We start from the raw sequence: 25,732 nt of genomic DNA, 5'->3' as shown, positions 1-25,732 counted from the left end.
TGATAGCTACTGAAACAAACCCCCCGCTTTGATAAAGAAAATGAGAATTTGTATCGCTCGCTCCCATAAGGATGTTTTGACCCAGACGTTCATTAGAAATCAGATCAAGGGGCTGTCAGAGCGGGCTGAAGTATTTCCTATTTATTCGGGCAGACTTCCTCAACGTTCGGATGATGGAAAGCTGCTGTCTCCGTATCCATTTTGGCTTATTCATCAGGTTTACAAATGGATAACGGGACGTCAAAACAATTACTTTGGAAACTTTGGCATTCTAAGACTTCTCAAGAAAAATAGGATTCAAGTGCTGCTGGTCAATTTCGGAACAACCGCTTCATATTTTGTTCCTATTTGTAATCAGGCAAACGTTCCTTTGGTCGCTCACTTTCACGGGAGAGACGCTTCAAAAAGCAAGGTGTTCAAACGCTATGCCCATGGTTATCAGGAGCTGTTTAAATACGCCGCCGCCATTGTCGCTGTTTCGAGTGAGATGAAGAAAAAGCTGGTAGAGGTGGGGGCCAGTGCCGATAAAATTCACATCATACCCTATGGTGTTGATTTGTCCATTTTCAAGCCGTCGGATGAGCCCAAGCCCCGGCAGCCGACATTCTTAACTGTTGGGAGGTTTGTTGAAAAGAAGTCCCCACAGTCCACGATCAAAGCCTTTTCCATAGTGCTTAGATCAATGCCTGGGTGTCGGTTAATTATGGTAGGGGACAAGTCGGGTGAATTCGACAAATGTGTTCAGCTTATTGATGAACTAGGCATTCAAGAGTCAATAGTATTTGCCGGGGGCATGCCTCATGCGGAGATTATTGATTTCATGAACAGGGCAACAATATTTGTCCAACATTCTGTCCAGTCCGGAGATGGCGACATGGAAGGCACGCCCAATAGCATTCTTGAAGCAGGAGCATGCGGACTTCCGGTAGTTAGCACTTTGCATGGTGGAATCAAGGACGCCGTGGTTGAAGGCGAGACAGGCTATTTGGTGGCAGAGCATGATATTGAGGGAATGGCTAGGCAAATGTTGAGGCTCGCACAAGATTCAGATTTGGCAGCTGAGATGGGGAGAAAGGCCCGTCTGCGCATAGAGCAGGACTACAATATTCACACTCAGGCTGATAAGCTCTTCCATCTCCTACAGACTGTGGCCCGGCATCCAAATTAGTTTCTATCTATTCTGCTTCCACTGCCTTCAGGAAATATTTTAGCGAAAGTCCGGGTAACGTGAGGAGTTAGTAGCGTGAGGTTGGTAAATTTGAAGCCTTTGTTACATTTTTACCCCATTAACATTGCGCTCATGAAGGCTTCGGTCATCTTCAGTACGTACAACTCAACGGCATGGCTCGAAAAGGTGTTGTGGGGCTTTAGCAAGCAAACAACCAAAGACTTCGAGATACTCATTGCCGACGATGGTTCGGGGAAAGAAACCGAAGAGTTGATCGAAAGGCTGAGACCAGAAATGGGCGTCCCGGTCAAACATATATGGCAAGAAGACGATGGCTTTCAGAAGTCACGGATTCTCAACAAGGCTATTGTGGCGGCTGAAGCCGACTACCTTATTTTCACTGATGGAGACTGCATTCCCAGAAACGATTTTGTTGAGATCCATTTGAAAAGGAGAAAGCCAGGTGATTTTTTGAGCGGAGGCTATTTTTTGCTTCCTATGCAAACAAGTCTGGCTATTGGGAAAGAAGATATCTTGAGCCAACGGTGCTTTAAAGTAAGCTGGCTTAAGGCACACGGCTTGAAGGGGAGCATCAAAACGCTGAAGCTGTCGGCAAGAGGAGTTTTTCGATACTTGCTGAATGGGCTTACAAGAACCAAACCTACCTGGAATGGCCATAATTCGTCTGGCTGGAAGAATGACATTCTGGAAGCTAATGGGTTCGACGAAAGGATGCAATATGGCGGCCAGGATCGGGAGCTTGGAGAAAGGCTTGTAAACATGGGGATAAGTGGTGTTCAAATAAGGTACAGTGCGATTGTGATTCACCTCGACCATAAACGGGGCTATAGAACGCAGGAGTCGGTGCTCAAGAACAGATCGATACGAAAAAACACGAGAGAATCGGGCAAGAAGAGGACTGAATTTGGGATAGAAAAAAGCGATCAGCCGGTATGAAATCGTCCCTGATTATTTCGGTGTATAAAAACACAGCGGACCTGAAAGTAGTGCTCGACTGTCTTTCCTTTCAAACTGATCAGGGTTTTGAAATAATTGTTTCTGAGGACGGAGAGAGCCCGGAAATGAAAGAATTTGTAGCCAACTACCCTTTTAATAATGACTATCAGCATTTGACTCAGCCAGATGTTGGGTGGAGAAAGAACCAGGCGTTGAATAACGCAATAAGGAAGGCCAAGTTTGGCTACCTGATATTTATTGACGGCGACTGTGTGCTCCACCATAAGTTTGTTGAGAACCACCACAGGTATGCGTCGAGGGAAAGGATACTTGCCGGCAAACGGGTGAAGCTGGGGCCTGAGTATTCAGCTATTCTTCGTCAGAATACTGGCGGTTTGCTTAGTTTCGAAAAGCAAGTGCAGAGCGAACTTTCGAAGGCAAAGAAGGACGGAGCAAAGTTTACCGAGGAGGCTTATTACATCAACCCGGATGGCCTGTTGGGCTTCGTGCCCAAACTTAGAAAAATGCATCAGCTTAAAGGGTGTAATATGTCTTTTTACAAGGATGCCATTGTGAAGATCAATGGCTTTGACGAAGACTATATTTTGCCTGCCATCGGGGAAGACATTGATTTGACGTGGCGGTTTTTGGGTATGGGCTTCAAACTGTATTCGTTGCGGAACCTGGCAGTACAATATCATTTGTATCATAAAGAGAATTGGACGGATCAGTCGGAAAATGAACGGCTGATGAAAGACAAGCAGGAACAAAAACAATTTGTTTGTCGAAATGGGCTGGGAAAGCTGAAATAGCTGGCTGCTGCTAATTTGAATGCAGGGAGTGACTGTAGCCCTTTTTTGTGATGGCGGTAAGAAAACGTTAACAATAATGAGAATATAGTCCTATTTTGTTCAAAAGAAATCACGGAATACCCACTAGCTTTACATTAATAATTGGAGACTTTAAGAATGAATAGAAAAGAGATAATCAACCGTATTAATAGTGCTTGGGGAGTGGAAATGTACCTTGAAATTGGAGTGCAAACTGGAAAAAATTTCCTGAAGGTTTCAGCCCCCAAAAAACTAGCTGTGGATCCAGCCTTTAAGATAAAGCTGAAACGTAAGATTTGGTATTTTTTGAGCTATATTAAATCCAGATTTTTTGAAATGACGAGTGACGACTTTTTCAAGAACCAGGCTTCCAATATTTTTAAAGAAAAGCCCCTGGACGTCGCATTTATAGACGGGTTGCATACTTATGATCAGTCATTCAGAGACTTCGAGAACTGTTTCAAATATCTTTCGCAAAATGGAGTCGTTATGTTCCATGACTGCAATCCAGATAGTGTTGAGGCTGCTGCCCCTGCCTTCTCTCCTCAAGATATGAAAGAGAAGTTTCCAAAAAAGGAAACATATGAGTGGAATGGAGATGTTTGGAAATCAATAGTGAGGTTGAGATCTCTTCATCCGGAACTTGAGGTTTTCACCCTTGACTGCGACTATGGGATCGGGGTGGTTAGAAGGGGGAAACCGCACGATATGTTGTCTTACTCCCTGGAGGAGATTGACAAATTGACCTACGCTGACCTGAAAGCCAATAGAAAGCGTTTCTTGAACTTGAAAGAGGCCAGCTACCTCAATGAGTTTGTTGAAACATTCTAGTTTACTTCCACTCTACCTCCATCACCAGTTCGTGATCAACCACTACCGTGGTGAACTTTGAATTTTCAAACTGCTTCACCTGAAGGCTGTTTGCCTCTGAGCTAAAAAACTCCTGTTTTATCACGTTGAACCTGTCCTTTTTATGATAAAGTACTATGCTCTTTTTGCCTTCGCTCTCTAGCCTAATTGACTTCTTCTTATTCGCTGATATTGGAGCGACGAACTGTGGTTCGGTCATCTCCGTCAGGCCCTCGGTAATTTTGGCGAGCAGCCAGTTTGCACTGGGCACACCAAAGCCAATATAATTGTTTGGAGCCCCGGCGAGGTGGCCAGATTGTAAAATAAGTGCTTTGAGGGTAGTATTTGTCAGAGACGGAGACTTCTCCCACAAGCAGGCAGCCAGGCCGGTGATTACTGGTGCAGAAAACGACGTGCCGGATGAGGCAAAGCAGCTTATGTCGGGTTTTAAAAACTGGGTAAAGTCAGTACCCGTTGAGCTGAAGGGCATTTTTCGCCAGAACTTTAGATCCGTAGAGCCAACCGACAGCACACCCGGGGCATCTGCCGGTACGTCAATCACCTTCCAGTCGCTGTCGCCGTCGTTTCCCGCTGCCACTACGATCAGCATTCCTTCTTCTTCTGTTGCCCTTTGGCACGCAAGGCTGGCCAATACGGTTTTTCCGTCCATCATTGCCGGCGTGTAGTTTTCTGACGGGTTGTCGTAGTTGGTATTGTAGCCCAACGAAATATTGACCAGCTTTACCTCCAGACTGTCCATCCACTCCAGGGCTGCGATGAGGAAATCTTCTTCCTGCCGCTGCTCCCGTGCTCCGTGGTCTGTTCGGGCCAGGTAGTAGTCGGCACCCGTGGCAAGCCCAAATTGAATTCGCTTTTGTGCATTGTATCCGCCCGTCAGCTCCCACACCTCGGTGCCATGCTGATCATCCAAACTTCGGGAGCCACCGAACGGAATGGTATCTGACGGCTGTAGATAGTTGCGAAATGCTTTTAGCCTGCCATCTGCAATAATCGATGCCAGAGATGCATTCTCGTCAGCCCCCAGAAAGCCGCCATCGATGATGCCTATTTTAACACCTTTTCCGGTCAGTCCATCCTCGATAATCGCTTTGGCACCAATTTGCTCCAGGGCAAAGCCCAGCGCAGACTCGTCAAATGAACTGCGCAGCAGTTTCAGCGGAGTCACGATTCTGCTGCTGTCTACGCCGTCCACCATGTGATCAAGAGCTCCATGGGCCGACCATGCGTGAAACCACTTGCTCCAGGTCACCGGTTCCAGTTGGTGGTTTTCAAGTATTTTTCGGCTTTCAGTTTTCGAAATATCTTCGCTAAAGAAATACCAATACTTGTCTTGCGCACGAACAGGCAGGAATTCGAGCAACAAAAGGCCGATGAACGAGACTTTTAACAGTCCGTACCGTCTTCTGAAATGTTTCCGATGTGCTATCTTTGAGTCAGACATGGTCCAATGATGAATTAAATCTAACTAATAGAATGAGATATCGCCCGGCAGGAAAGGAGCTTTTTACTTACAACAGAGAAAAGCTACAGAAAAGATTGAAGCCCAATAGTGTGGCTATTGTGAGAGCCAACGATATTATGCCAACCAATGCCGACGGCACCATGGGCTTCAGGCAAAACGCCGACCTTTTCTATCTCACAGGAATCGATCAGGAGGATACCATCGTGCTGCTCGCACCTGATTTCCCGGATGAGAGCCTCAGAGAGGTGCTCTTTCTGCGGGAGACGAGCGAAGAGATAGCCATTTGGGAGGGGCACAAGTTTACAAAAGAGGAAGGCCGTGAGATAAGCGGCATCAGGACGGTGAAATGGTCGCACGAATTTCATAAAGTGTTATACACCATTCTGGCGGAGAGCACCAATATCTACCTGGAATCGAATGAGCATGTAAGAGCGGCTTCAGAAGTAACCACCAGCAATCAGCGGTTTGTAAAATGGTGTATGGAGCAATATCCCTTGTACAACTACGAAAGGCTTGCTCCAATACTATATGACCTGCGATGCATAAAATCAGAGAAAGAGATCGAAATCATCAAACACGCCTGTGATATCACCGCTAACACCTTTCGAAAAATGCTGGGACTGATCAAACCAGGTGTGTGGGAATACGAGGTGGAGGCGGAATATATATATGAGTTTGTTTTGCACCGTTCCAGAGGCTTTGCCTACACCCCAATTATAGGAGGAGGTGCCAATTCATGTGTGTTGCACTACATCGAAAACAACCAGCAACTTAAGTCCGGTGATGTGCTGTTGATGGACGTGGGCGCTGAGTACGGCAACTATAATGCTGATCTTACCCGCACTGTGCCGGTCAATGGAAAGTTCACCAAACGCCAGCGGGCAGTGTATGATGCGGTGCTGCGTGTCAAGAACGAGGCCATTGATATGTTGACGCCCGGTGGCGTGATACCTGAGTACCACAAGGAGGTTGGGAAAATTATGGAGGGCGAACTTCTGGGGCTTGGTTTGCTCGACAAGACAGATATTAAGAAGCAGAACCCTGAGTGGCCTGCCTATAAGAAATACTTTATGCATGGAACAAGCCACCACCTGGGTATTGATGTACACGACGTCGCCAGTATTTACAAGGTATTTGAGCCGGGAATGGTTTTCACCGTAGAACCAGGCATTTATATCCGTGAAGAGGGCCTTGGAATCAGAATTGAAGACAATATTGTGATCACCAGAGAGGGCCATATCAACTTGCTGGCAGGTGCGCCATGCCATGCAGAGGAGATCGAGGACTTGATGAACAGGTCGTGAAAAATGCTTTCAACGCAGAAGGAGCTCCCGAACCGGTAGGGCTTTATCCACATGCCCGCAAGGTAGGAAACTTACTTTTTCTCTCTGGGGTGGGGCCCAGGAAAAAGGGAGCGAAGGAGATTCCCGGTGTCGAACTCGACGAGGCCGGACATATAGTCTCCTACGACATTGACGTGCAGTGCCGTTCGGTTTTTAACAATGTAAGACTGATTCTTGAATCATCGGGAAGCAAGTGGGAAAACCTGGTGGATGTGACCGTGTTTCTCACCAACATGAAAGACGACTTTGCTGCCTACAACCGCCTTTACGCAGAATATTTCAAAGACAACCAGCCCTGCCGGACCACGGTGGAAGTAACTGCTTTGCCCACGCCCATTGCCATTGAGCTAAAGTGTGTGGCTACAATCGAATAAAAAAGGCCAACATTTCTGCTGGCCTTTTGTCGAGGTGAGAAGATTGGATGGGAGACGCCTAGTACGGGGGCGCCCAGCCTTCCGACCGCCACGTCCCTACAATAATTTGGCTTTGAATAAAGCAGAAAAGCCAGCATTTCTGCTGGCCTTTTGTCGAGGTGAGAAGATTCGAACTTCCGACCCCCACGTCCCTAACGTGGTGCGCTAACCGGGCTGCGCTACACCTCGAGTCATTTATCGGCAGGTGAATGAATAAGCACTACAGACACCTCGATTCCCCAAAGGGATTGCAATATTAGTAAAACACCCGTACATTCTAAAAGTCGACTCTCATTAAATTCGGTAAAGCGTCACGTTTTTTCTCCCGCTTTTGCATGATGTCTTGTGGTGAGCCGACGCTTCTGTTGTTTTGACTGTAAGAAGTATAGTTTTTTTAGCAGGCAACCTTTTCAACTAGTTACCATGTACTGTTTATAAAGACCTCAACCACCGTCATTGAAAGATTCTGATCATAGCGAGCTGAAGCGAATTATTAAAGGCTGCATGAATGGAAGAAGGGCTCAGCAAAAAGAGCTCTATCAGTCATTCTACAGCTATGCTATGAATATTTGTGTACTCTACGCAGAAAGCAGGGAAGATGCGGTGGAAATTATGAATGACGGCTTTATGAAAATATTTAAGTACATCGGCAAGTTCGACCTTTCCAGGCCGTTCGTTCCCTGGCTGCGGAGGATCATGATCAATGCAGCCATCGACCGAACACGGAAGGATCTTCGATTTAATGAGATGAAAGACCTCGAAGAAGCGGAGTCGGCGGAAAGTGCCGATACGGTACTATCAGGTATTTCGCATGAAGAGATACTTGGGATATTGAAAAACCTCTCACCAGCGTATCGGACGGTGTTTAATTTATATGCCATTGAGGGCTACAAGCATGAGGAAATAGCCAGGCAGCTGGGGATATCTGTTGGAACGTCAAAATCTAACTATGCTAAAGCCAGAAAGAGACTTCAGGAACAATTGAAAAACTTCTTTGAATCGGAAAATGTCTGACAAAGAGCAAAATATCGAAAACTTTTTCAGGAAGAGGCTTGGCCAAAAGGACTTTCCTTTCAGAGATGAAGATTGGCTGCTGATGGAGGCCCGACTCGATGCATCTGCTGTTTCTACCGGAGGAGGAGGGGGTTCTTTTGTAGGGCTGAAGGCTGTTGCGGCAGTAGTAGTGCTTACTGTCATCGCTTTCTTATCAGGGTGGTTTCTTAAAGAGTATTTTGATAACCGGGAGAGCAAAAATGGGGAGATCGGAAGAGTGATCCAACCAAAAAATAGTGACGCATCAACTCTTCAAATGGATAGCCAGGCAACGGAGGAAAGCGAAAGTAAGCTGAAAATTTTAAACGAGAACCAGCCAACGGAAACCGACGCCAAATTGCCCGGCAGCGAGGAACTGTCATATAGAAACGGAGAAGCTTCAACATCCAACACAGAGGGTATTGCCAGGGAAGGCCGGGCGGAGCAAAGAGAGTCATCTCCTCAGCGAGGAAGGGCAAATGAGGCAGCTAGAGTCATCTTTGATGCCGACAAGTCACAAGAAGTATCGAATGGAAACAAAGTGGTGCCCCAAACACTGCAAACAGCGGATCACCCCGGTGTGGGAAACGTAAATGATTCTCCAGAAATAGTTCTAAATGATGAAGAGCGTCGAGAGGCAATCAGCCACCTGAATAGCAAGCCATTGGCACATTCCCCGCTGATCGGTTACAAGGCAGCCCTTAACCTGGCACCGCTGTATGCGCCCAATCCACCAGAGACAATTCCTGACAAAGGTTTTTACCGGTTTGCTGTCGGCCTGGCCGCCTCTCCGGATGTAAGCAGCATCGGCTTTCACCCCAGTCTTAAAGATGTAGGCAAGGGCTTTGGTTTTTTAGCTGAATATAGTCCTGGCAGGCGCTGGAAGCTGTCCGGTGGTGTGTATAAGTTCGACAAGGTATATGCTGCCGGTGCAGGCGACTACAACCCACCGTTTGGGTCGGGCTGGCCTGGTGGGATAGAACCGATCCGCACAGATGCTTCTTGTAGTGTGCTGGACGTACCCATAACTGTCAGCTTGCAGGTGGTTAATATTGGCAAAACCCGGATTTGGGTTAGCGCAGGCATGTCATCTTACTGGATGCTGTCAGAAAACTATAGCTACGTCTACGAAGACGGCGTGGAGGGGCGTTACAAAGGTTGGTCCGGGGAAAATTGGAGCAACCATCCGCTCAGTGTGGTTTCAGCTTCATTCAGTATCGAGACCTATTTGACCAGGGATTTTTCAGTTCAGCTAGAGCCTTTTGTAAAAGCCCCGCTGGGAGGAGTTGGCTACGGTGATGTGCGTTTGTTTACCACAGGAACCCTGGTCACAGCCAAATATCATTTTTTAAAAAAACCATAAACTAAGACCATGAGAAGAGATTTACTTTTACTAACAGGACTCGCCGTATTTCTTTCCTCTTGCGGCGGAGGCGACGAAGAGGCCACCCCAGACTGCACTGTCAGCGACCTGGCAGTGTCTATAGAAGGCTCGTCAAACGATGTTTGCGGGCAAGGAATGGGGGAAATTGAAGCAAGGGCAGCTAATGGGGCCGGGAGCTATGAGTTTTCTATCGACGGGCAATCATTTCAAAGTACTGGGCTTTTCACGGGGTTGGAAGCAGGTGACTACACAGTAACCGTGAGGGACGCCAATGACTGTATGAAGACTGTGGCGGCCAGTCTTTCTGACGAAGACGGCCTTACCATCGAAGCTACTTCCACTTCCTCGACCTGTGGGGCGTCGACTGGCGCAATTGCCGTTGAAGCTACGGGTGATGGTGGAAGCTTCCAATACAGGTTGGATGATGGTGCCTTCAGCAGCGCAAGTGAGTTCACCGGGGTTTCAAGCGGGCTTCACATTGTCACTGTTAAGGATGGAGCAGGTTGCGAAGAGGACAAGGAGGTTTTGGTGCCGTCGGGTGTGAGTTTCAAAGATCAGGTCTCTTTAATTATCTCCACTAATTGCGCTGTCGCTACATGCCATAATGGAACGGCCGGCATTCCAAACTTCACTTCATTCGGAGCTATTCAGGAAAATGCTGCCACTATCAAGGTGAAAACAGGCAACAAAACAATGCCAAAGGTCGGCTCATTAACTGATTTGGAGATTCAAACGATAGCTTGCTGGGTCGACGACGGTGCCAAAGACAATTGAAACAATGTTTTGCATTTTGATTTGCGACTGAAGCGTGTGTAATACTAAAAAAGGGGCCATTTGGCCCCCTTTTTTCTTCCATACTTTTCAGTGGGCTGCACTACTTTAATATATAGTACACATTAGTCAGCCATTTACTGGTGTCTGCCTCGGTAGTTGGATCAGTTACGTACTCTTCAATCACCATGATGTCCTCGGTCATTTCAAGCCCCTTCGCTGTGAAGTAGTCGTCCATGGCGTAGTGTGCTTCGCCGCTGCCCTCATAAGCACCGTAGTAGGCAATTTTGTAGCCGCTGCCACCAGCCGGGAATGCCTCAAACCCCTTGAGAGTGTACTCGCCCTCGACAGGAATGGCCGCTGCCATTACGGTCTGTTCGTTGGCTTCATCCCAGACAAAGTAAATGCTGCTGGGAGCTCCTGCCATCGGTGCTTTTTTCTTCGTCAACTCGCCGTAGGCAGCACCAAAGCTGCTGGCCATAAAACCCTGCATGTCGGCCCATTTTACAGTATCTTTTCTGCCAATATATGTTCGTGGAGAAAGCTCCATCTTTTCAACCTTTAAACCTCTGAAAGTGTCGCTGCTGGCAATTGCCTCAGTCATTTTTTTAAGCTCTGCGAGGCCAGCTTCATAGTCTTTACCAATAAAGCCGTCCATCATTGGCACCATCAGATTCATGGGTCTTGGGTTACTTCCCTGCATGCCCCAGGTAACTTTTGTTCCGCCGTCAGCCTCTTCCAAAATGATGTATGTAGACGCCTCTGACTCATAAGGAGTCAGAAAGACTAGTTTTTCGTCAACACGAGAGTCTGTTATGGCAGTAATTTCCATTGAGCCTTTCCCCACGTCGTCATTACCTTCCCAGGAATACTTAGCACCCACTTCTCCATCAGTTCCTGTGATGGTTTTGGTCATATTTGGATCTAGCTTTCCCCACGGATTCCATTTGGAGAAGTTTTCGAACCTGCCGACTTGTTGCATTACCAGCTTCTTCGGAGCGTTGATAGTGGTGCTTCGCTCCACATTGTACTCCGTGGGAATCATAAATATCGCCGCCGCCACAATCACCACAAGGGCAAGGACAATGTAAAGGATAATCTTAAGTGCTTTCATAGGATGATAAGTTTGGTAAACCATAAAATTAGGAATTCCATAACTTAAGAAGTTGGTATTTAGGTAATTAATTTGTCACCACCCTTTTTCGTGGCCACCAGGAAAACCTTAACGGATCAAAAAAGTTTCCGTCTTGCCTTCTTCTTTGCAGAGGTAAAAGGCGTTGTAGAGGTCGTAGTGAATGTCGTCGTAAACAGAAGGGATCACATCAACACCTTTTTCATTGATCAGGCCTTTTTGCCCCCTTTTTTCCACCACGAAGAGCCCGTTGGGCAGTAATTCAAGCTGGTTGAAACGAGGAAGCATGACGTAGGCTGACTTACGGTGGTAAAAGCCGTATTGATTTCCCTGTCTTAAAATATAAGTGTTCTTGTCAATGGATTTGATTTCGTCAAAGTCCAGCCCGACCACTTCATCGCCGTTTTTGTCAATGATACCAGACTTGCTGTTTCTTGACACGAGAGAGATACCATTCGAGAAAGGAGTAACCGAGTCGTAAATAGGCTGAACAACCAGCCGCTCTATTTTGTCAACAAACCCCCAGTGTCCCCGGAGCTTTATCGCCGCCATTCCTTCCCGGAAAAAAGCTGCACTGTCGTACCTATTCGCAATTCTAAGTTTATTATCGAGGTCAACAAAGCCGAATTTCTCGTCTTTCACAATGCCAAAAAATGCTTCACTCAGCCCAGACACTCCCTGATATTTACTTGTTCCGTCGCTAATCTTATTGCCGTCTTTGCCATAAGACCACCAGTAATCCCCTTGCCTTAGAAATACAACCGAATCCATATCGGGAATCATTACTTCGTCGAATTCAGGCGCTGTCACTTTTTGTCCTTTTGAGGTCAGCAGGCCAAAGCTTCCGGATTCAGTTTCTTCGATCAGCCACGACTTTTTAGCAGATATCGAATAATTGCTTGTATATAGCCATCCACGCCCAGGCGTTATGAGGTCGGTCGACTCACCATTTTTGGTTAGAATCACGGCTTCATTGATCACCTCACAATAGTCGTGCTTCGGTTCGACCACCCAATCGCCGTTGACGTCTATAACGCCCCATTTTCCAACATACTCAACTGCCGACATGCCTTCGACAAAGCTATGAGCCCGTTCAAATTTGTGGTCGATAACCATTCCGCCGTTAAAGTCAAGAAACCCCCAGTAGGCATCCCGTCTGGCCATGATCAATTTGGATCCTTCGGGCTTTACCTGGTCGTAAGAATGCCTTGTAACTTTCCGGCCATAAGTGTTATATACATCCCACAGCTCTTTGTTGTTTTTTACTACCTGAGTGTAAAAATATTTTCCATCGAAATAGAGAGAATCGTAACACTGTTCAAGAAAGGGTTCGCCCGACTTGTTGTACACCCTGAATTTGTTTTGCTCTTTGCTCACAACAAAATTCTCATCTGTGCGCACAACACTCCAGTTACTTTTGTTGCTCAGTTGTTCCCCCGAAATATTGATGATGGCTTCGCCCTGGTAAGTCTGAACCCTGTACAAACTGGGCCCGATGGTTTCGATATCGTCGAAAGAGAATGTTTTCAGTCTTTTGTTCTTTCCATCGGTCAGGTGCCACGACGGGTAGGTGGTCAGGCGCAGCACCGAGTCGTTTTCAGGAACAATTTCTTTGTAAAACGGTTCAAGTATCATACTGCCATCATTGCGCATGGCACCCAGCTTGCCCTCCTTGGAAATTATAAGGAGGTTGGAGTTGACACGGAACATGCTATCAAGGTTTTCTACCGGCAACTTCAAGCCGCCCACAGTCCATACCGATAGCTTGTCTCTTGCATCAACAGCCTGGTAAATGCCGTTGCCAACGTACTGGATGGATTTGAATTGGAAGGGGATTAAGGTTGCCTCAACTCCTGAAATAAGGCCGTAGGAAGTCTTTTGATTTTCATAGCGTGACGCAATGTAGTTGTCGCCGGATGGGACAATGTCGTAGTATTGGAAGCCCACCAGGGCCGTGCCTTTGGTGTCGAGGACGCCGAAGTAAAGAAAATGTTCGAAGCTGTCGGTTCGGGACGCTCTCAGGAAACCGTTACTCATGGGGGAGAGGTCACGGTAAACAGCTTTGGTAACAGGCTGGTCGCTCAGTGTTGTTAATCCCCAAAAGCCATTCGATTTATACCCGATAGTGGACGACAGTGGGTCGACACCCCCATCGCTCCAGCCGATATCTTCATATTTGGCAGGGATGAGAATTTTGCCCTGGTCGTTCTTCAGGCCTTTCCGGTTATTTAGCTCGAAGACTTCTAATACCCGTTCACTGGCTTTTTTGCCATACGAGAGAATTGGTGCTAAAACCAGCACCAATGAGAACAGGAACCTAACTACAGAAAGCTTCATACGCCGCTAAATTAAGCAAACAGTTAGGAAAAGCGGCAAGAAATTAAACGATCGGGGATTTTGTGCTTACGAATTGGCCGTTTCCGACTGCTTTTCGAGGTCAAACAGGTCGTTCAACACGTCGATAAGCGTTTCAGCCTCACCTCTTTTGCAGGCGGCTTTTAGCTGAAGCACAGGCAGCTTAATGATTTTCTGCATCATGCTCCTCGTCACCTTCTCCACTAATTTGCTATCATCCATGCTTGCTCCCTTGAGATACCTGGCAACTTCTTCCTGCCTGATCTGCTCAAGAGCGTTCTTCAGCTTGTTTATAGTGGGCGACACCTCCATTTCCTTAGACCAGTCGAGCAACTCAGCCATTGACCCGGAAATAATGGCCTTTACCTGCGGTATTGCAGCCAGTCTTTTCTCCAGCGCCTCACTTGTCTTGCTATGGATATCGTCAATGTTGTAAAGTAGTGTGCCATGCACTTCTTCTACTTCTTTTTCAATGCTTCTTGGTACCGAAAGGTCAAGCATGTATTTGAAGGAAAGCGATTCACCGTTTTGAAGGTGCTCTTTTCTGATCAGCGGCTCTTTATTAGCTACAGACGAAATAACAACATCAGCCTCCTTCATGGCTGCATAAACTGTGTCGAACGGTATGGCCTGAAAGCCACACTCAAGGGCTATTGCTTCAGCTTTCTCAAATGTTCTGTTGGCAATGAAAACCTCTTTGCTCTTGATGTACTCCAGGTTGCGGCAAACATCTTCTCCAATTTCGCCTAGCCCGACGATCAAAATTTTTGGTGTAGGGATGGCGGCAGTGAGCTCTCCAATCAACTCAACGGCGGCATAACTCACAGAGGCTGCGCCGTCTCTGAAAGAGGTTTCCTGAACTACCTTTTTATTGGTGAAGAAAATCGTGTGCATCAGTCGGTGCAAAAATGGGCCCGCCATGTCCTCATCAGCCGACCACTGATATGATCGCTTGACCTGATTGGCTATTTGCAAATCGCCAACTACCTGTGCTTCCAATCCCATGCTCACATCGAAAAGGTGCTGAAGGGCGTCTTTATGGTTGCTGATAACAACGAAAAAATCTTTGTAGTCGCCGATATCACTGATTGATCTTTCAAGGGCAATAAGTTTGATGATGTCTTCGGAAAGGTCTGCTTCTGAAGAATAGTATACTTCGGTTCGGTTGCAGGTGGAAAGCACTAGCGCCTCAGTGATGGGCGTAAATTCTTTGAAATACTTCAGCAAGCGCTTGCAGGCCTCCTCATCGAAGGACACAAGCTCTCTGATATTGAGCGGGGCGCTTTTGTACGATAGACTTACTGCTTTGAAAAGCTTATGCATTTTCCACTTTAATTCGGGTTCAAAAATAGCTCCGTATTGATTTTAAAGGAAATGACATTTGTCAGATAACTCAATTTAGAATGAGTTTAAATTACCGACAAATGCCCGGTGCTGGTAGATCAACAGTTTTTTGCCTTGAAATTGTTTACTGGAAGCCAAAAATATCTAACTTAATATTCAACAATTGCTTCTTACGGTCTATGAGCCAACTAAATAAATGGCTAAGAGAGAATTTTGGCTACAGTAAAAAGGAAATTAATGGTAGCATCATTCTTCTCTTTCTCATTAGTGTAGTGTTCCTTGGAGTCTACGCACTTGACTACTACAGGTATGCTAGTAACGAGTATTCGTCTGAAAAAGATTTGGAACTTTTAGACAAATGGGCAGCCGAGCTCCAATGGGCTGAAGACGTCGGGGAGAATAAGGAAAGCGCCCGGCAAATGTTGGCCCTTAGCAATTTGGGAAAATTTGATCCCAACCAGATTTCGGAGGCACAATTGAGAGAAATGAACATACCACCCTATCTGGCATCCAATTGGAGTAAGTATACAAGCCGGGGAGGTAGGTTTTACGATAAGGGTGACTTGCTCAAGCTCTATGGAATGGATTCCACAATTTTTGAGCAGCTTGCCCCGTACTTATCAATAGCGAATAGAAAACCCGATTCGGATGAGGGCAGGCCAATAGCTGGAGAAAAGTCAACGGTTGCTAAGGAAACTGCCAGGTCAATCGATATAAATCTGGCAACCGCTGAGGAGTTGCAAACTGTAAGAGGCATAGGGCCGGCTTATTCTGCCAGGATCATCAAATACAGGAATGCTCTTGGTGGGTTTCACGACCGTGGGCAGCTGGCGGAAGTATATGGGCTCAAGCAAGAAACGGTAGCTGCTTTGTGGGAAAAATTTGATCTCAATCCTGCTAATTGCTGCGTAAAGCTGTCGGTTAACACCATCCATTTGGATTCGTTGAAACGGCAACCCTATATTAACTACAACCAGGCAAGAGCTTTGGTAGCCTACCGGGATCAGCATGGAAAGTTTGCCAGCTGGAACGATGTAGCAGAAATAAAAATCATCCCGGATTCAACCATCCAAAAGTTAAAGCCGTATTTTGAATTCTAGTGAATAATGAACAATTAGGTTTATCGTTTACCTGATAGTTATCGAAAGGCCGCAAGCCGTCTTATGCGAAAAATTCTGCAATCCTACCTTCGTAAGCTTACCAATCTCACTGCCAACAATAGGTCGCTGCTTTTGTTGCGCCTGGCTTCCGAACAGTTTCTCGATTTGCATGATTTCGATTTCACCCTTGGGCAGCCTTCGTTTCATATCATCAGCGACCTGATTGCACAAAAAGCTAGGATTCCGCTGTGTCAGATCATGGACAGCAGGGACTACAATAACAACAACCTGAGCGTTGGCCTTAAAAAGCTGCACAGGCTTGATCAGTTTGTTTTTCAGGAGAGGGGCGGAAAGGATTTGTACGTGGGCTGGCCATTTGTACATGGCAAATTCAGCGATGGCACGCTGGTAAGGTGCCCTCTGCTTTTTTTTCCTGTGTCTCTCGAAATGGATCAGAAAAATTGGGTGATGATACCCCGAAAGGATGTCAACGTCACTCTCAATAAGACCTTTCTGCTGGGCTACGCCTACTATAACAAGATTTCCCTCGACGAAGACCTGATAGAGCGGGTTTTCGACGATTTTGATAAAGATAGCCGGGTATTTCGCACAGCCCTTTACGAGCTTCTAAGAGACAGTAAGGTAGAGGTTAATTTCAATCCAGATAATTTTACCGATCAGCTAACCGGCTTCACTCCTTTTCTAAAGGACAAGTTTGAGCTCGGCCACGACACAGGGAAACTGAAGCTGATGACCGAAGCCGTGCTGGGCATTTTTCCTCAAAATGGGTCTTATATGGTACCCGACTATCTCAAACTCATTGAGGAAAACACGCTTGAAAGCCTGGAAGACTTCTTCGTTGGTAAAACCAACCTGGAAGATGTGGTGGACAAAGTGGAGTATTCCTACGTCAGCAAAATAAAGGAAGAACAGACCTTTACGCCATTTGCCATTGATGCCTTTCAGGAAAATGCTTTGAAAACGGTAAAAAATGGTCATTCACTTGTGATCCAGGGCCCCCCTGGCACAGGCAAGTCACAGCTTATCTGCAACCTCGTTTCGGACTTTATTGCACGTGGCAAAAAAGTGCTGGTGGTTTGCCAGAAGAGGGCGGCGCTTGACGTGGTGCATCAGCGATTAAGCGAGAAAGATCTGGGAGCATTTGTAGCGCTCGTGCACGATTTCAAAAATGACAGAAAGGAAATTTACGAGCAGCTAGCCTCCCAAATTGAACGACTTGATGAGTATAAGCTTAAAAACAACTCTCTGGACGCTATTCAGCTGGAACGAGAGTTTACCCAGGTAAGCAGAAAAATAGACCAGATTTCGGAAGAGCTCAATGAGTTTAAGCAAGCTTTGTTTGACGATAAAGAGTCAGGCAAATCTGTGAAAGAACTTTATCTCTCATCTGACCTCAAAGGGAGAACCATAACCCTCAAGCAGGAATATAAATATTTTACCTACGAGAAATTGGAGGCCTTCCAACGCAAGATTGGCTATTATGTTAAGTATTCTTCAGTCTTCCGCACGGAAGCGCACCCCTGGGTAGACCGGGTGTCGTTTAGCCATTTTGGGGTGGCGGAGCTTGGGCGGGTAAAGGAGTTGGTAGCTGAAATTCTCAAGTTCAATCAAGCCTTAGCCACAAGGTCTAAAGAGGCCTTGGGTGAGGCATTGAGCTTCGATGAGTGCCAGGACATGCTGGAGCGCCGGGGGCAGGTAAAAGAGATGTTTTCTCTCATCAATGACAAGACTGTGTACGAAACTTTTGTGCACATGTCGGCTTACCCCGATAGTGAAACAGACGCCCTTTGGCTGGCCAATAACGAGCGGATATTGATGGAGTGCTACAAGGGGCTGGGCCCTGAATTGTCAACCCCGGGCAGCGAGTTAGGCAGGCTGCAGGAAGCCCTCGAAAGGGGAAGGAAGGCGAGAAAGGGACTTTTTAGCTGGTTCAGGTGGAAATTCTTTTCTAAAGACAAAGTGTTTATTTCCCGGGTGCTGGTAGCCAATAACCTGGAGAGCAATAAAAAGGGGTTTGAAGAGCTGATGATCATGGTAGACAGCCGCCTGAATCTGGAACACAACCTCACCAAGTTAAGAACCAGCGAATGGATATTGAATCCGCCGAATGCCATGTCGAAGATAGATCTGCAAAACTGGTTTTTCTTTGTAAGAAGGGCAATCAACGCAAAGATGATTTTCAGCTCGCTGAGGCCGGTTGCAAAAGTAGTCAACCCAAAAAACTACACTTTCGAAGAGCTGAAGGAGCTCACTGATCGATCATTTGAAGCTTTGGAGGAGATTCCATTGAAATGGGAGCAGTGGCAGGGATACTTCACGCCGAAGCAGGTCAAAATGATTATCGGAAAGAAAGGGTATGCAGAGGAGTTGCTCAAGCGGCTCGACAAGGATTTCGATAGCCTGGTGGAATACGATAAGCTGCTGGATAGCGTACTACCCTATGAAAACCAGATTTTTGAGAAGCTCGAGGAAATTTCACCTGACTGGGACGAAAAGGAGTGGAATGAGATTTTTGAGAATAGCCTCAATCTTCAATGGATCGACCACATTGAAACCAAATATCCTATTTTGAGAGCAGTGTCTTCTCTGAAATTAGACACTTTGACGAAAGAACTTCAGGAGGCGGTGTTGAAGAAGAACCAGCTGAGCGGCGATATACTTTTATTGAGGATTAGGGAAAAGACGTACAGCGAAGTGGAGTATAACCGGCTCAACAACCCTATCACTTACCGTGACCTGCAGCACCAGGTCACCAAAAAGAAGCGAGTTTGGCCTATCAGGAGGCTTTTGGCTCACATGTCGGCTGAGGCGTTCAGGTTGGTGCCCTGCTGGCTTACATCTCCTGAGGCAGCTTCTGCTATTTTTCAGCTGGATGAGATATTTGACCTTGTCATTTTTGATGAGGCTTCCCAGTGTTTTGTGGAAAATGGTCTGGCTGCTATGTACCGGGGCAAGCAAGTGGTAGTGTCTGGAGACGATAAGCAGTTGCAGCCCAATGATCTCTATAAAATAAGGTGGGAGCAAAGCGAAGAGGAGGAGGAAATAGCCCTTGAGGCGGATTCTTTGCTGACACTTGCGAGGCAGCACCTGAACCAGGTTTCTTTGCAGGGGCACTATCGCAGCCGTTCGCTCGACCTGATCGACTTCAGTAACCACTATTTTTACAAAGGCAAGCTACAACTAGTGCCACATTTTGAGGTAATCAACGAGGCTAAGCCTGCCATTTCCTACGAAAAAGTGGATGGGATATGGGAAAGCAGCCGAAACGAGGAAGAGGCTGCAAGAGTCGTGGACTTGATTGTTAGTTGCCTTAAAAAGTCCCCGGACAAAAGCATTGGCGTGGTTACTTTCAACGCCGCTCAACAGTCGCATATTTTGGACTTGCTGGACACATATCAGGCAGATCATAAAAAGCTGCTGCCTGACTCGCTGTTTGTGAAGAACATTGAAAATGTGCAGGGCGATGAAAGAGACATTATTATTTTCACCATTGGCTATGCACCCGATGCCAAAGGGAAGCTTCAGATGAAGTTTGGCTCGCTCAACCTTGAGGGCGGCGAAAACCGGCTGAATGTGGCCGTGACCAGGGCGAAAGAACAGATTTTCGTCGTTAGCAGCATTTTGCCTCATCAGCTAAACGTTGATGGCTTAAGAAATGAGGGGCCTAAGATGCTGAGAAAATACCTGGGGTACGCTTTTGCTGTTTCAAACGGGGAGTTCAGGCCGTATGCGCCTAAAGAGCCTACCTTCTCGCAGCATTGGTACCTCAAATCGAGAATGACAAAGTGGTTGGAGACTGTGCCTCAAATGCGAAATATATCCATGACCGAGGACCTGAATTTTGCTGACCTCACAGTCAAGAAAAGGGAAGAATTTCTGGGTCTCATTTTTACGGATGACGACACTTACTTCAACAGTATTTCAGCAAAAGATACCTATGTATACCGGCACACTTTGTTGATGGATAAAAAATGGAGATCTACTCAGTTTTATTCCAGGGAGTTTTGGATTGACCCAGAAGGTGCCGAAGAGCGACTCTACAAGTTTATCGGGCAAATCGAGTAACCAGTTATTCTTGTTCAACTCTTTCAACTTTCAATCCAAGAGACTGAATGCCCGCCAGGCTTTCCACCCTCATGTATTGCTGAACTGAAAAGGTGAACTTCCCTTTGTAAGGAAATGTGAAGCCACTGATGGCAGGAAACTCATGAGAAAATAAATCTCCCAGCCCACTGCCGTAGGGCTTCCCGGTTTTAGGGTCAAACAAAATAACCTCCTGCATCTGACTTTCGATCACTTGATGAAGGGAGTCTTCAAGGGTGAACTTGAGATAGAGGTTGTAGTACGAGTAGTCTGCAGTGTTTCTGACCAGGTAAGAAAGCTGAAACTGGTCTGCTGTCGTATCTACAGTAAAAGTAAATTTCTCTGTAGAATCCATGTGCCACACATTTTCATCAAAGTCGTGGTACTCATCATAAATCCTTGAATCACTGCATGATGACAAGAGGAATATCAAACCTGCTGACAGGCAAATGAGGCCGCCAAGGTTGCTTCCCGATAATGATGTCCTCATCTATTGTTGTGGTTGATTGTTTTGACCCCGGTTACGATTCTTGAATCGTTTTTTGTTCTTTTTCTTCTTTTTGCCGCTGCCTTGCCCACCAAATTTCTTGTCAAGGTTCACCAGGTCGCTGTTGAGAGCCTGGTTGGCATCTCTTCCAGTGTCTTCTTTGTCTACAGCCAGCGTGTCGGGCTTTTGCCCTTTCTTGTTCATTTCCAGAATAACCTTTACCCTCTCGACGTCTAAAGGATACCAGGTGTTTTCATCTCTATAGCCGAACCACATGGTTTTTCGGAAAATATCCGTCTTCTGCAGTGAGGCTTCACCACGGGCAGTGAGCAGTGGGGCTTCAATTTCTGGAATACCTTCAAGCGCTTCCATGTAGGTGTCGAGCTCGTAATTAAGGCAGCACTTCAGCCTGCCGCATTGCCCGGAAAGTTTGCTTGGGTTGAGCGACAAATTCTGGTAGCGGGCTGCGGAGGTGGACACGCTCTTGAATTCAGAGAGCCAGGTGGAGCAGCATAGCTCTCTGCCACAAACACCTATTCCACCGAGTCGGCCGGCTTCCTGTCTCAAGCTGATTTGGCGCATTTCTACCCGAATTTTAAACTCGGCGGCTAATAGCTTGATTAACTCACGGAAATCGACCCTGTCGTCAGCCGAATAATAAAATGTCGCTTTAGTATTATCAGCCTGATATTCAATATCGGTCAGCTTCATTTCCAATTTGAGCTCCCTGATGATTTCTCTTGTACGAAAGAGGGTTGGGAGATCCCTGGCCTGAACCTGTTCGAATTTTTCCAGGTCTTTTTGAGTGGCAATTCGGTAGATATTCTTTACCTCACTGTCATTAGCCACTTTTTTCTTCTGCATTTGAAGCCGAACAAGCTCTCCCTGGAGAGAAACGTAGCCAATATGGTGGCCGTTCGGAACATCTACTACAACGGCATCGCCGGTAACGATAGGCAGGTTTTCATTATTTCGAAAAAAGTCCTTTCTGCCGTTCTTAAATCGTACTTCAACAATGTCAAATTTATCTAAAGCTGGCATGTCCATATTGGAAAGCCAGTCAAAAACGTTCATTTTATTGCAACCACCTGTTGAGCAGCCACCATTGCTTTTGCAACCAGCCACTTTACCATCTGCGGTAGTTACACTACTGCATGTGCTACATCCCATCTCTAAGCAATTTTATGTTAGCTCTTCTCAAATATAAAAATAATTTCAAAACCATCAGGTGCTAACAATACCTGCTATCCATTGTACTTTACCAGGTCCTGACCGATATCCTTTCTGAAATTGGCCTGATCCCACGTAATACTATCTATCGTTTTATAACTTTTGCTAACTGCTTCCTGAATCGAGCTCCCAAAGCTGGTAATGGCCAACACCCTGCCGCCATTGGTAACAACGTCGTCGCCGGAGATTTTTGTGCCGGCATGGAACACTTCCGAGTCGTATTTACCAGTCAAGCCAGTAATCGGCTTTCCTTTCACATATCCTGAAGGATAACCTCCTGCCACCATCACCACCGTCGTTGCAAAATCAGGTCTAACTTCAAACGATTGGCCTTTTAGCTTGCCCTGTCCTGTGGCCAACAGCAAGTCAACAAGATCTGATTTGATCCGTGGAATAACCACCTGGGTCTCGGGGTCGCCCATTCTCACGTTGTATTCGATCACATACGGTTCGCCGCCCACGTTCATCAAACCAATGAAAATAAAGCCCTTGTAGTCAATTTTGTCTTTCCTCAGCCCGTCAACAGTTGGCTTCACTACTTTTTCCTCCACCTTTTTCAAAAACTCGCCTGGAGCAAACGGCACTGGGGAAACAGCTCCCATACCACCTGTGTTTGGGCCGGTATCGCCATCACCAATTCTTTTATAGTCCTTAGCCTCAGGCAGAATGATATAGTCTTTTCCGTCGGTCAGCACAAAAACCGAAAGCTCAATACCATCCAGAAACTCTTCGATCAGCACTTTTCTGCTGGCTTCGCCAAATTCGGCCTCTTCAATCATGAACCTGAGCCTGTCTTTCGCCTTCGTAAGGTCGCTTGTGATGATTACACCCTTGCCTGCGGCCAGTCCGTCTGCTTTTAGTACATAGGGAGGTTGAAGAGAATCGAGAAATTGAAAGCCCTCGGAAAGGTTGTCGGCGATAATGGTTTTCGCTCTGGCGGTGGGAATGCCGTGTTTCAGCATAAACTGCTTGGAAACGTCCTTGCTGCCTTCAAGCGCAGCGCCGGCGGCTCCGGGCCCTACAATGGCTATGTGAGCGAGGTCTTTTCTTGTTTCGAAGTAATCCCGAAAGCCTTTTACAAGGGGTTCTTCAGGGCCAACTATGATCAGTTCTATTTTCTCCTTCAGTGCCCATTCGGCTATCGCAGGAAAGTCGGTGGTGGAAAGCGAGACATTGGTGCCAACCGATAAAGTGCCGGCGTTGCCTGGTACGATAAAGAGATTATCACACTTCGGGCTTTGAGAAATTTTCCATGAAAGTGCGTGTTCTCTTCCTCCTGAACCAATGACGGCTATGTTCATAGTGATGAATTGTTTAGCCGACAAACTTAAGAAGGAGGAGGCGATGCACCAATTAATTGGCGTATTCTGAAAGGAATTTTATACGGACAAGTCTTAGCTCTTCCTCTGAATAGTCGTCGCCCAGCTCTTCCAGCGCAACGGCTATGCTGTCTGTTTCAGCATTCATAAAATAGTCGATGATGTCGTCTTGCCTGTCCTCGTCCAGTACCTGATCGATATAATACTCAAGGTTGAGCTTGGTGCCTGAATAGCAGATGTGTTCAATTTCGTTGATGATCTCCTCCATGGCCATGCTCTTGGCTTCGGCAATCTCTTCCAAATCTACCTTGCGGTCAATTTGCTGTATGATGAAGATTTTTATTTTCGACTTCTGTCCCGCTGATTTAACTACTACGTCCGAAGCAGTTTCAATATCGTTTTCTTCAACATATTTGGCTATTGTTTCGAGAAAAGGCTTGCCAAACTTTGCCACCTTGCCCATACCAACTCCGTTGATCTGGGCAAGCTCATCTTTGGTGGTCGGGTAGATAGTGGCCATTTCCTCAAGGGAAGGATCCTGAAAAACGACATATGGTGGCAGGTCCATTTGCTTCGCAACCTTCTTCCGAAGATTTCTAAGCATTTCGAAGAGGGCTTCGTCGTAGGCCTTGGTTGTGGTAGGCACTTTTTCTGCATCCTCTTCTTCCTCGGTCACTTCCACGTCGTATTCGTGGTCTTTTGAGAGCTTGATAGCAAAAGGGTCCACAATAAAGTCCTTGCCCTTGGCGGTTACTTTCAACACGCCAATATTTTCGATGTCTTTCTCAAGAAACTCCAGTAACAAAGACTGGCGAACCACAGATTTGATGAGGCTTTCTTCCAGTTCTTTTCCTTTGCCAAAAATGGACAACGCATCATGGCCGTAGCTCTTTACATATTGTGAAGGTGTACCTTTCACCACGTCGACCAGGTGTGCCAGGTTGAATCTTTCGCCGGTTTCCATCGCCGCTCTCAGTACCCATTGAACGTACTCCTCACCTTCGAATTTTTCCCTTGGTTTCAGGCAGTTGTCACAAAAGTTGCAGTCATGGTCGTAGCTTTCGCCAAAGTAATGAAGCAATTGCTTTCTTCTGCAAAGTGATGACTCAGCATAAGACACCATTTCATCAAGCAGCACTCTGGCGTTGTCTCTTTCAGTAACGGTTTTGTCCTTATTGAATTTCTCAAGCTTAATGATGTCGTTGTAACTGTAGAACATGATACAGTTACCTTCCAGACCATCTCTTCCGGCCCGGCCAGTTTCCTGATAGTATCCCTCCAATGATTTTGGAGTGTCATAATGCACGACAAAGCGAACATCCGGCTTGTCGATGCCCATGCCGAAAGCAATGGTAGCCACAATCACATCTACTTCTTCGTTCAGGAAGTCGTCCTGATTCTTTATTCGTACTGCAGCATCAAGGCCGGCGTGATAAGGAGCAGCTTTCACATCATTCACCTGAAGCAAGTTGGCTATTTCTTCAACTTTCTTTCGGCTCAGGCAGTAGACGATGCCAGATTTGCCTTTCTGCGACTTTACAAACTTTACCAGTTGCTTCTTGGTGTGCTGCTTCGGGCGAACCTCGTAGTATAGATTTTCTCTGTTGAAAGAAGACTTAAAAATATCGGCCTCTTCCATTTGCAGGTTCTTCTGAATATCAATTTGCACCTTCGGAGTAGCAGTGGCAGTCAGCGCAATCACGGGCATGTTGCTGATTTGAGCCAGAATCTGCTTGATCCTCCGGTACTCTGGCCTGAAGTCATGGCCCCACTCCGAGATACAATGAGCCTCGTCAATTGCTGCAAAAGAAATGTTTGCTTTTTTGAGGAACTCAATGTTTTCTTCTTTGGTAAGAGATTCAGGTGCCACATAAAGTAGTTGTACCTCTCCGCTCAGGGTTTCTCTCTTTACCCTGTTCATTTCCGTCTTGGTCAACGTAGAGTTGAGAAACTGGGCATTGACGCCCACCGCATTCAGCTGATCGACCTGATTTTTCATCAGGGCAATAAGAGGTGAGATAACAATGGCTGCACCATCAAGGATCAGGGCTGGCAGCTGGTAACAAAGTGATTTGCCAGCACCGGTTGGCATGATGACGAAGGTATTCCGTCCGTCAAGTATATTTTTGATGATCGCTTCCTGGGTGCCTCGAAAACTGCTGTACCCAAAAACTTCTTTTAACTTATCTTTTAATTGTTCCTCCAGGCTCGCAATCATATGGCTCTGCAATTTCTTTTTCAGCTTTTACACACAGTTAGCTGAGCAATTGAATATACTAATTTTAATTCAAATGACACTCTCACTTTCCAAATATCAGTTATAAGATGTGATGGGCGTCACTCACAGTCGTTTTATGACAACGTCATCATGCTCTTTAATGATTCCACGACCTTTGCTGACCGTATTTAAAGCCTATATTTGCAACGAAAT

At 46.4% G+C, this 25,732-nt stretch carries 19 protein-coding genes and 1 tRNA gene; 11 read left to right on the top strand and 9 right to left on the bottom strand.

Going from position 1 to position 25,732, the window contains the following annotated elements; translation table 11 throughout:
* The first annotated feature begins 28 nt into the window (after positions 1 to 28).
* From RIF36_RS04780 to RIF36_RS04765, 4 genes are all read left to right on the top strand, one after another.
* Positions 29 to 1,168, top strand: coding sequence for a glycosyltransferase (locus RIF36_RS04780; protein WP_350121472.1), 1,140 nt, complete (start codon positions 29 to 31; stop codon positions 1,166 to 1,168).
* Positions 1,169 to 1,300: 132 nt separating this feature from the next.
* Positions 1,301 to 2,125: a glycosyltransferase family 2 protein gene (locus RIF36_RS04775; RefSeq protein ID WP_350121469.1), complete on the top strand. Its 825-nt coding sequence runs from the start codon at positions 1,301 to 1,303 to the stop codon at positions 2,123 to 2,125.
* Positions 2,122 to 2,937: a glycosyltransferase gene (locus RIF36_RS04770; protein ID WP_350121466.1), complete on the top strand. Its 816-nt coding sequence runs from the start codon at positions 2,122 to 2,124 to the stop codon at positions 2,935 to 2,937. Before RIF36_RS04775 ends, RIF36_RS04770 begins: the two co-directional genes overlap by 4 nt.
* A gap of 156 nt (positions 2,938 to 3,093) precedes the next feature.
* Entirely contained in the window at positions 3,094 to 3,786 is a 693-nt protein-coding gene (locus RIF36_RS04765; protein ID WP_350121463.1) for a class I SAM-dependent methyltransferase, read from the top strand.
* A gap of 1 nt (position 3,787) precedes the next feature.
* Here the strand turns inward: RIF36_RS04765 and RIF36_RS04760 are convergent, their stop codons facing one another.
* Complete coding sequence (locus RIF36_RS04760; protein ID WP_350121460.1) at positions 3,788 to 5,266, bottom strand: S8 family serine peptidase; 1,479 nt, start codon at positions 5,264 to 5,266, stop codon at positions 3,788 to 3,790.
* A 32-nt stretch (positions 5,267 to 5,298) separates the two neighbouring features.
* On the opposite strand from RIF36_RS04760, the gene RIF36_RS04755 reads away from it, so the two are divergent.
* Entirely contained in the window at positions 5,299 to 6,591 is a 1,293-nt protein-coding gene (locus tag RIF36_RS04755; RefSeq protein ID WP_350121457.1) for an aminopeptidase P N-terminal domain-containing protein, read from the top strand.
* Entirely contained in the window at positions 6,588 to 7,004 is a 417-nt protein-coding gene (locus RIF36_RS04750; protein ID WP_350121454.1) for a RidA family protein, read from the top strand. Before RIF36_RS04755 ends, RIF36_RS04750 begins: the two co-directional genes overlap by 4 nt.
* A gap of 153 nt (positions 7,005 to 7,157) precedes the next feature.
* Here RIF36_RS04750 and RIF36_RS04745 read toward each other — a convergent pair.
* Positions 7,158 to 7,232: transfer RNA gene (locus tag RIF36_RS04745), tRNA-Pro, on the bottom strand.
* A 267-nt stretch (positions 7,233 to 7,499) separates the two neighbouring features.
* Here RIF36_RS04745 and RIF36_RS04740 point away from each other — a divergent pair.
* The 3 genes from RIF36_RS04740 to RIF36_RS04730 are packed head-to-tail and all read left to right on the top strand — an operon-like array spanning position 7,500 to position 10,233.
* On the top strand, positions 7,500 to 8,057 hold the full coding sequence (locus RIF36_RS04740) for an RNA polymerase sigma factor (RefSeq protein WP_350121451.1): 558 nt from the start codon (positions 7,500 to 7,502) through the stop codon (positions 8,055 to 8,057).
* Positions 8,050 to 9,438, top strand: coding sequence for a hypothetical protein (locus RIF36_RS04735; RefSeq protein WP_350121448.1), 1,389 nt, complete (start codon positions 8,050 to 8,052; stop codon positions 9,436 to 9,438). Before RIF36_RS04740 ends, RIF36_RS04735 begins: the two co-directional genes overlap by 8 nt.
* Before the next feature lie 9 nt (positions 9,439 to 9,447).
* On the top strand, positions 9,448 to 10,233 hold the full coding sequence (locus tag RIF36_RS04730) for a hypothetical protein (RefSeq protein ID WP_350121445.1): 786 nt from the start codon (positions 9,448 to 9,450) through the stop codon (positions 10,231 to 10,233).
* 100 nt (positions 10,234 to 10,333) lie between these two features.
* Here RIF36_RS04730 and RIF36_RS04725 read toward each other — a convergent pair whose 3' ends face one another.
* The 3 genes from RIF36_RS04725 to hemA all read right to left on the bottom strand — a co-directional run bounded on the left by RIF36_RS04725 (position 10,334) and on the right by hemA (position 15,040).
* Entirely contained in the window at positions 10,334 to 11,344 is a 1,011-nt protein-coding gene (locus RIF36_RS04725) for an SRPBCC family protein (RefSeq protein ID WP_350121442.1), read from the bottom strand.
* Positions 11,345 to 11,452: 108 nt separating this feature from the next.
* A complete protein-coding gene (locus RIF36_RS04720; protein ID WP_350121439.1) occupies positions 11,453 to 13,699 on the bottom strand; it encodes a WG repeat-containing protein in 2,247 nt (748 codons plus the stop codon).
* A gap of 66 nt (positions 13,700 to 13,765) precedes the next feature.
* The gene (gene hemA, locus RIF36_RS04715; RefSeq protein ID WP_350121437.1) at positions 13,766 to 15,040 is read right to left on the bottom strand and encodes a glutamyl-tRNA reductase; all 1,275 of its coding nucleotides are present in this window, start codon (positions 15,038 to 15,040) and stop codon (positions 13,766 to 13,768) included.
* Between the two features lie 200 nt (positions 15,041 to 15,240).
* On the opposite strand from hemA, the gene RIF36_RS04710 reads away from it, so the two are divergent.
* Both RIF36_RS04710 and RIF36_RS04705 read left to right on the top strand, forming a co-directional pair.
* Positions 15,241 to 16,161: a helix-hairpin-helix domain-containing protein gene (locus RIF36_RS04710; protein WP_350121434.1), complete on the top strand. Its 921-nt coding sequence runs from the start codon at positions 15,241 to 15,243 to the stop codon at positions 16,159 to 16,161.
* Between the two features lie 63 nt (positions 16,162 to 16,224).
* Entirely contained in the window at positions 16,225 to 20,247 is a 4,023-nt protein-coding gene (locus RIF36_RS04705; protein WP_350121431.1) for an AAA domain-containing protein, read from the top strand.
* 4 nt (positions 20,248 to 20,251) lie between these two features.
* Here the strand turns inward: RIF36_RS04705 and RIF36_RS04700 are convergent, their stop codons facing one another.
* The 4 genes from RIF36_RS04700 to recQ all read right to left on the bottom strand — a co-directional run bounded on the left by RIF36_RS04700 (position 20,252) and on the right by recQ (position 25,519).
* Positions 20,252 to 20,755: a gliding motility lipoprotein GldH gene (locus RIF36_RS04700; RefSeq protein WP_152001133.1), complete on the bottom strand. Its 504-nt coding sequence runs from the start codon at positions 20,753 to 20,755 to the stop codon at positions 20,252 to 20,254.
* The gene (locus tag RIF36_RS04695) at positions 20,756 to 21,922 is read right to left on the bottom strand and encodes a PSP1 domain-containing protein (RefSeq protein ID WP_350121428.1); all 1,167 of its coding nucleotides are present in this window, start codon (positions 21,920 to 21,922) and stop codon (positions 20,756 to 20,758) included. It lies immediately after the preceding gene.
* A 74-nt stretch (positions 21,923 to 21,996) separates the two neighbouring features.
* Complete coding sequence (gene purD / locus RIF36_RS04690; protein WP_350121425.1) at positions 21,997 to 23,283, bottom strand: phosphoribosylamine--glycine ligase; 1,287 nt, start codon at positions 23,281 to 23,283, stop codon at positions 21,997 to 21,999.
* Positions 23,284 to 23,335: 52 nt separating this feature from the next.
* Positions 23,336 to 25,519: a DNA helicase RecQ gene (gene recQ / locus RIF36_RS04685; RefSeq protein ID WP_350121422.1), complete on the bottom strand. Its 2,184-nt coding sequence runs from the start codon at positions 25,517 to 25,519 to the stop codon at positions 23,336 to 23,338.
* Positions 25,520 to 25,732: the final 213 nt, after the last annotated feature.

It is taken from the genome of Imperialibacter sp. (genome assembly GCF_040222815.1).
GTDB lineage: Bacteria > Bacteroidota > Bacteroidia > Cytophagales > Cyclobacteriaceae > Imperialibacter.
The sequence above is the reverse complement of the archived record's forward strand: the minus strand, read 5'-3'. Positions and strand labels throughout refer to the sequence as shown.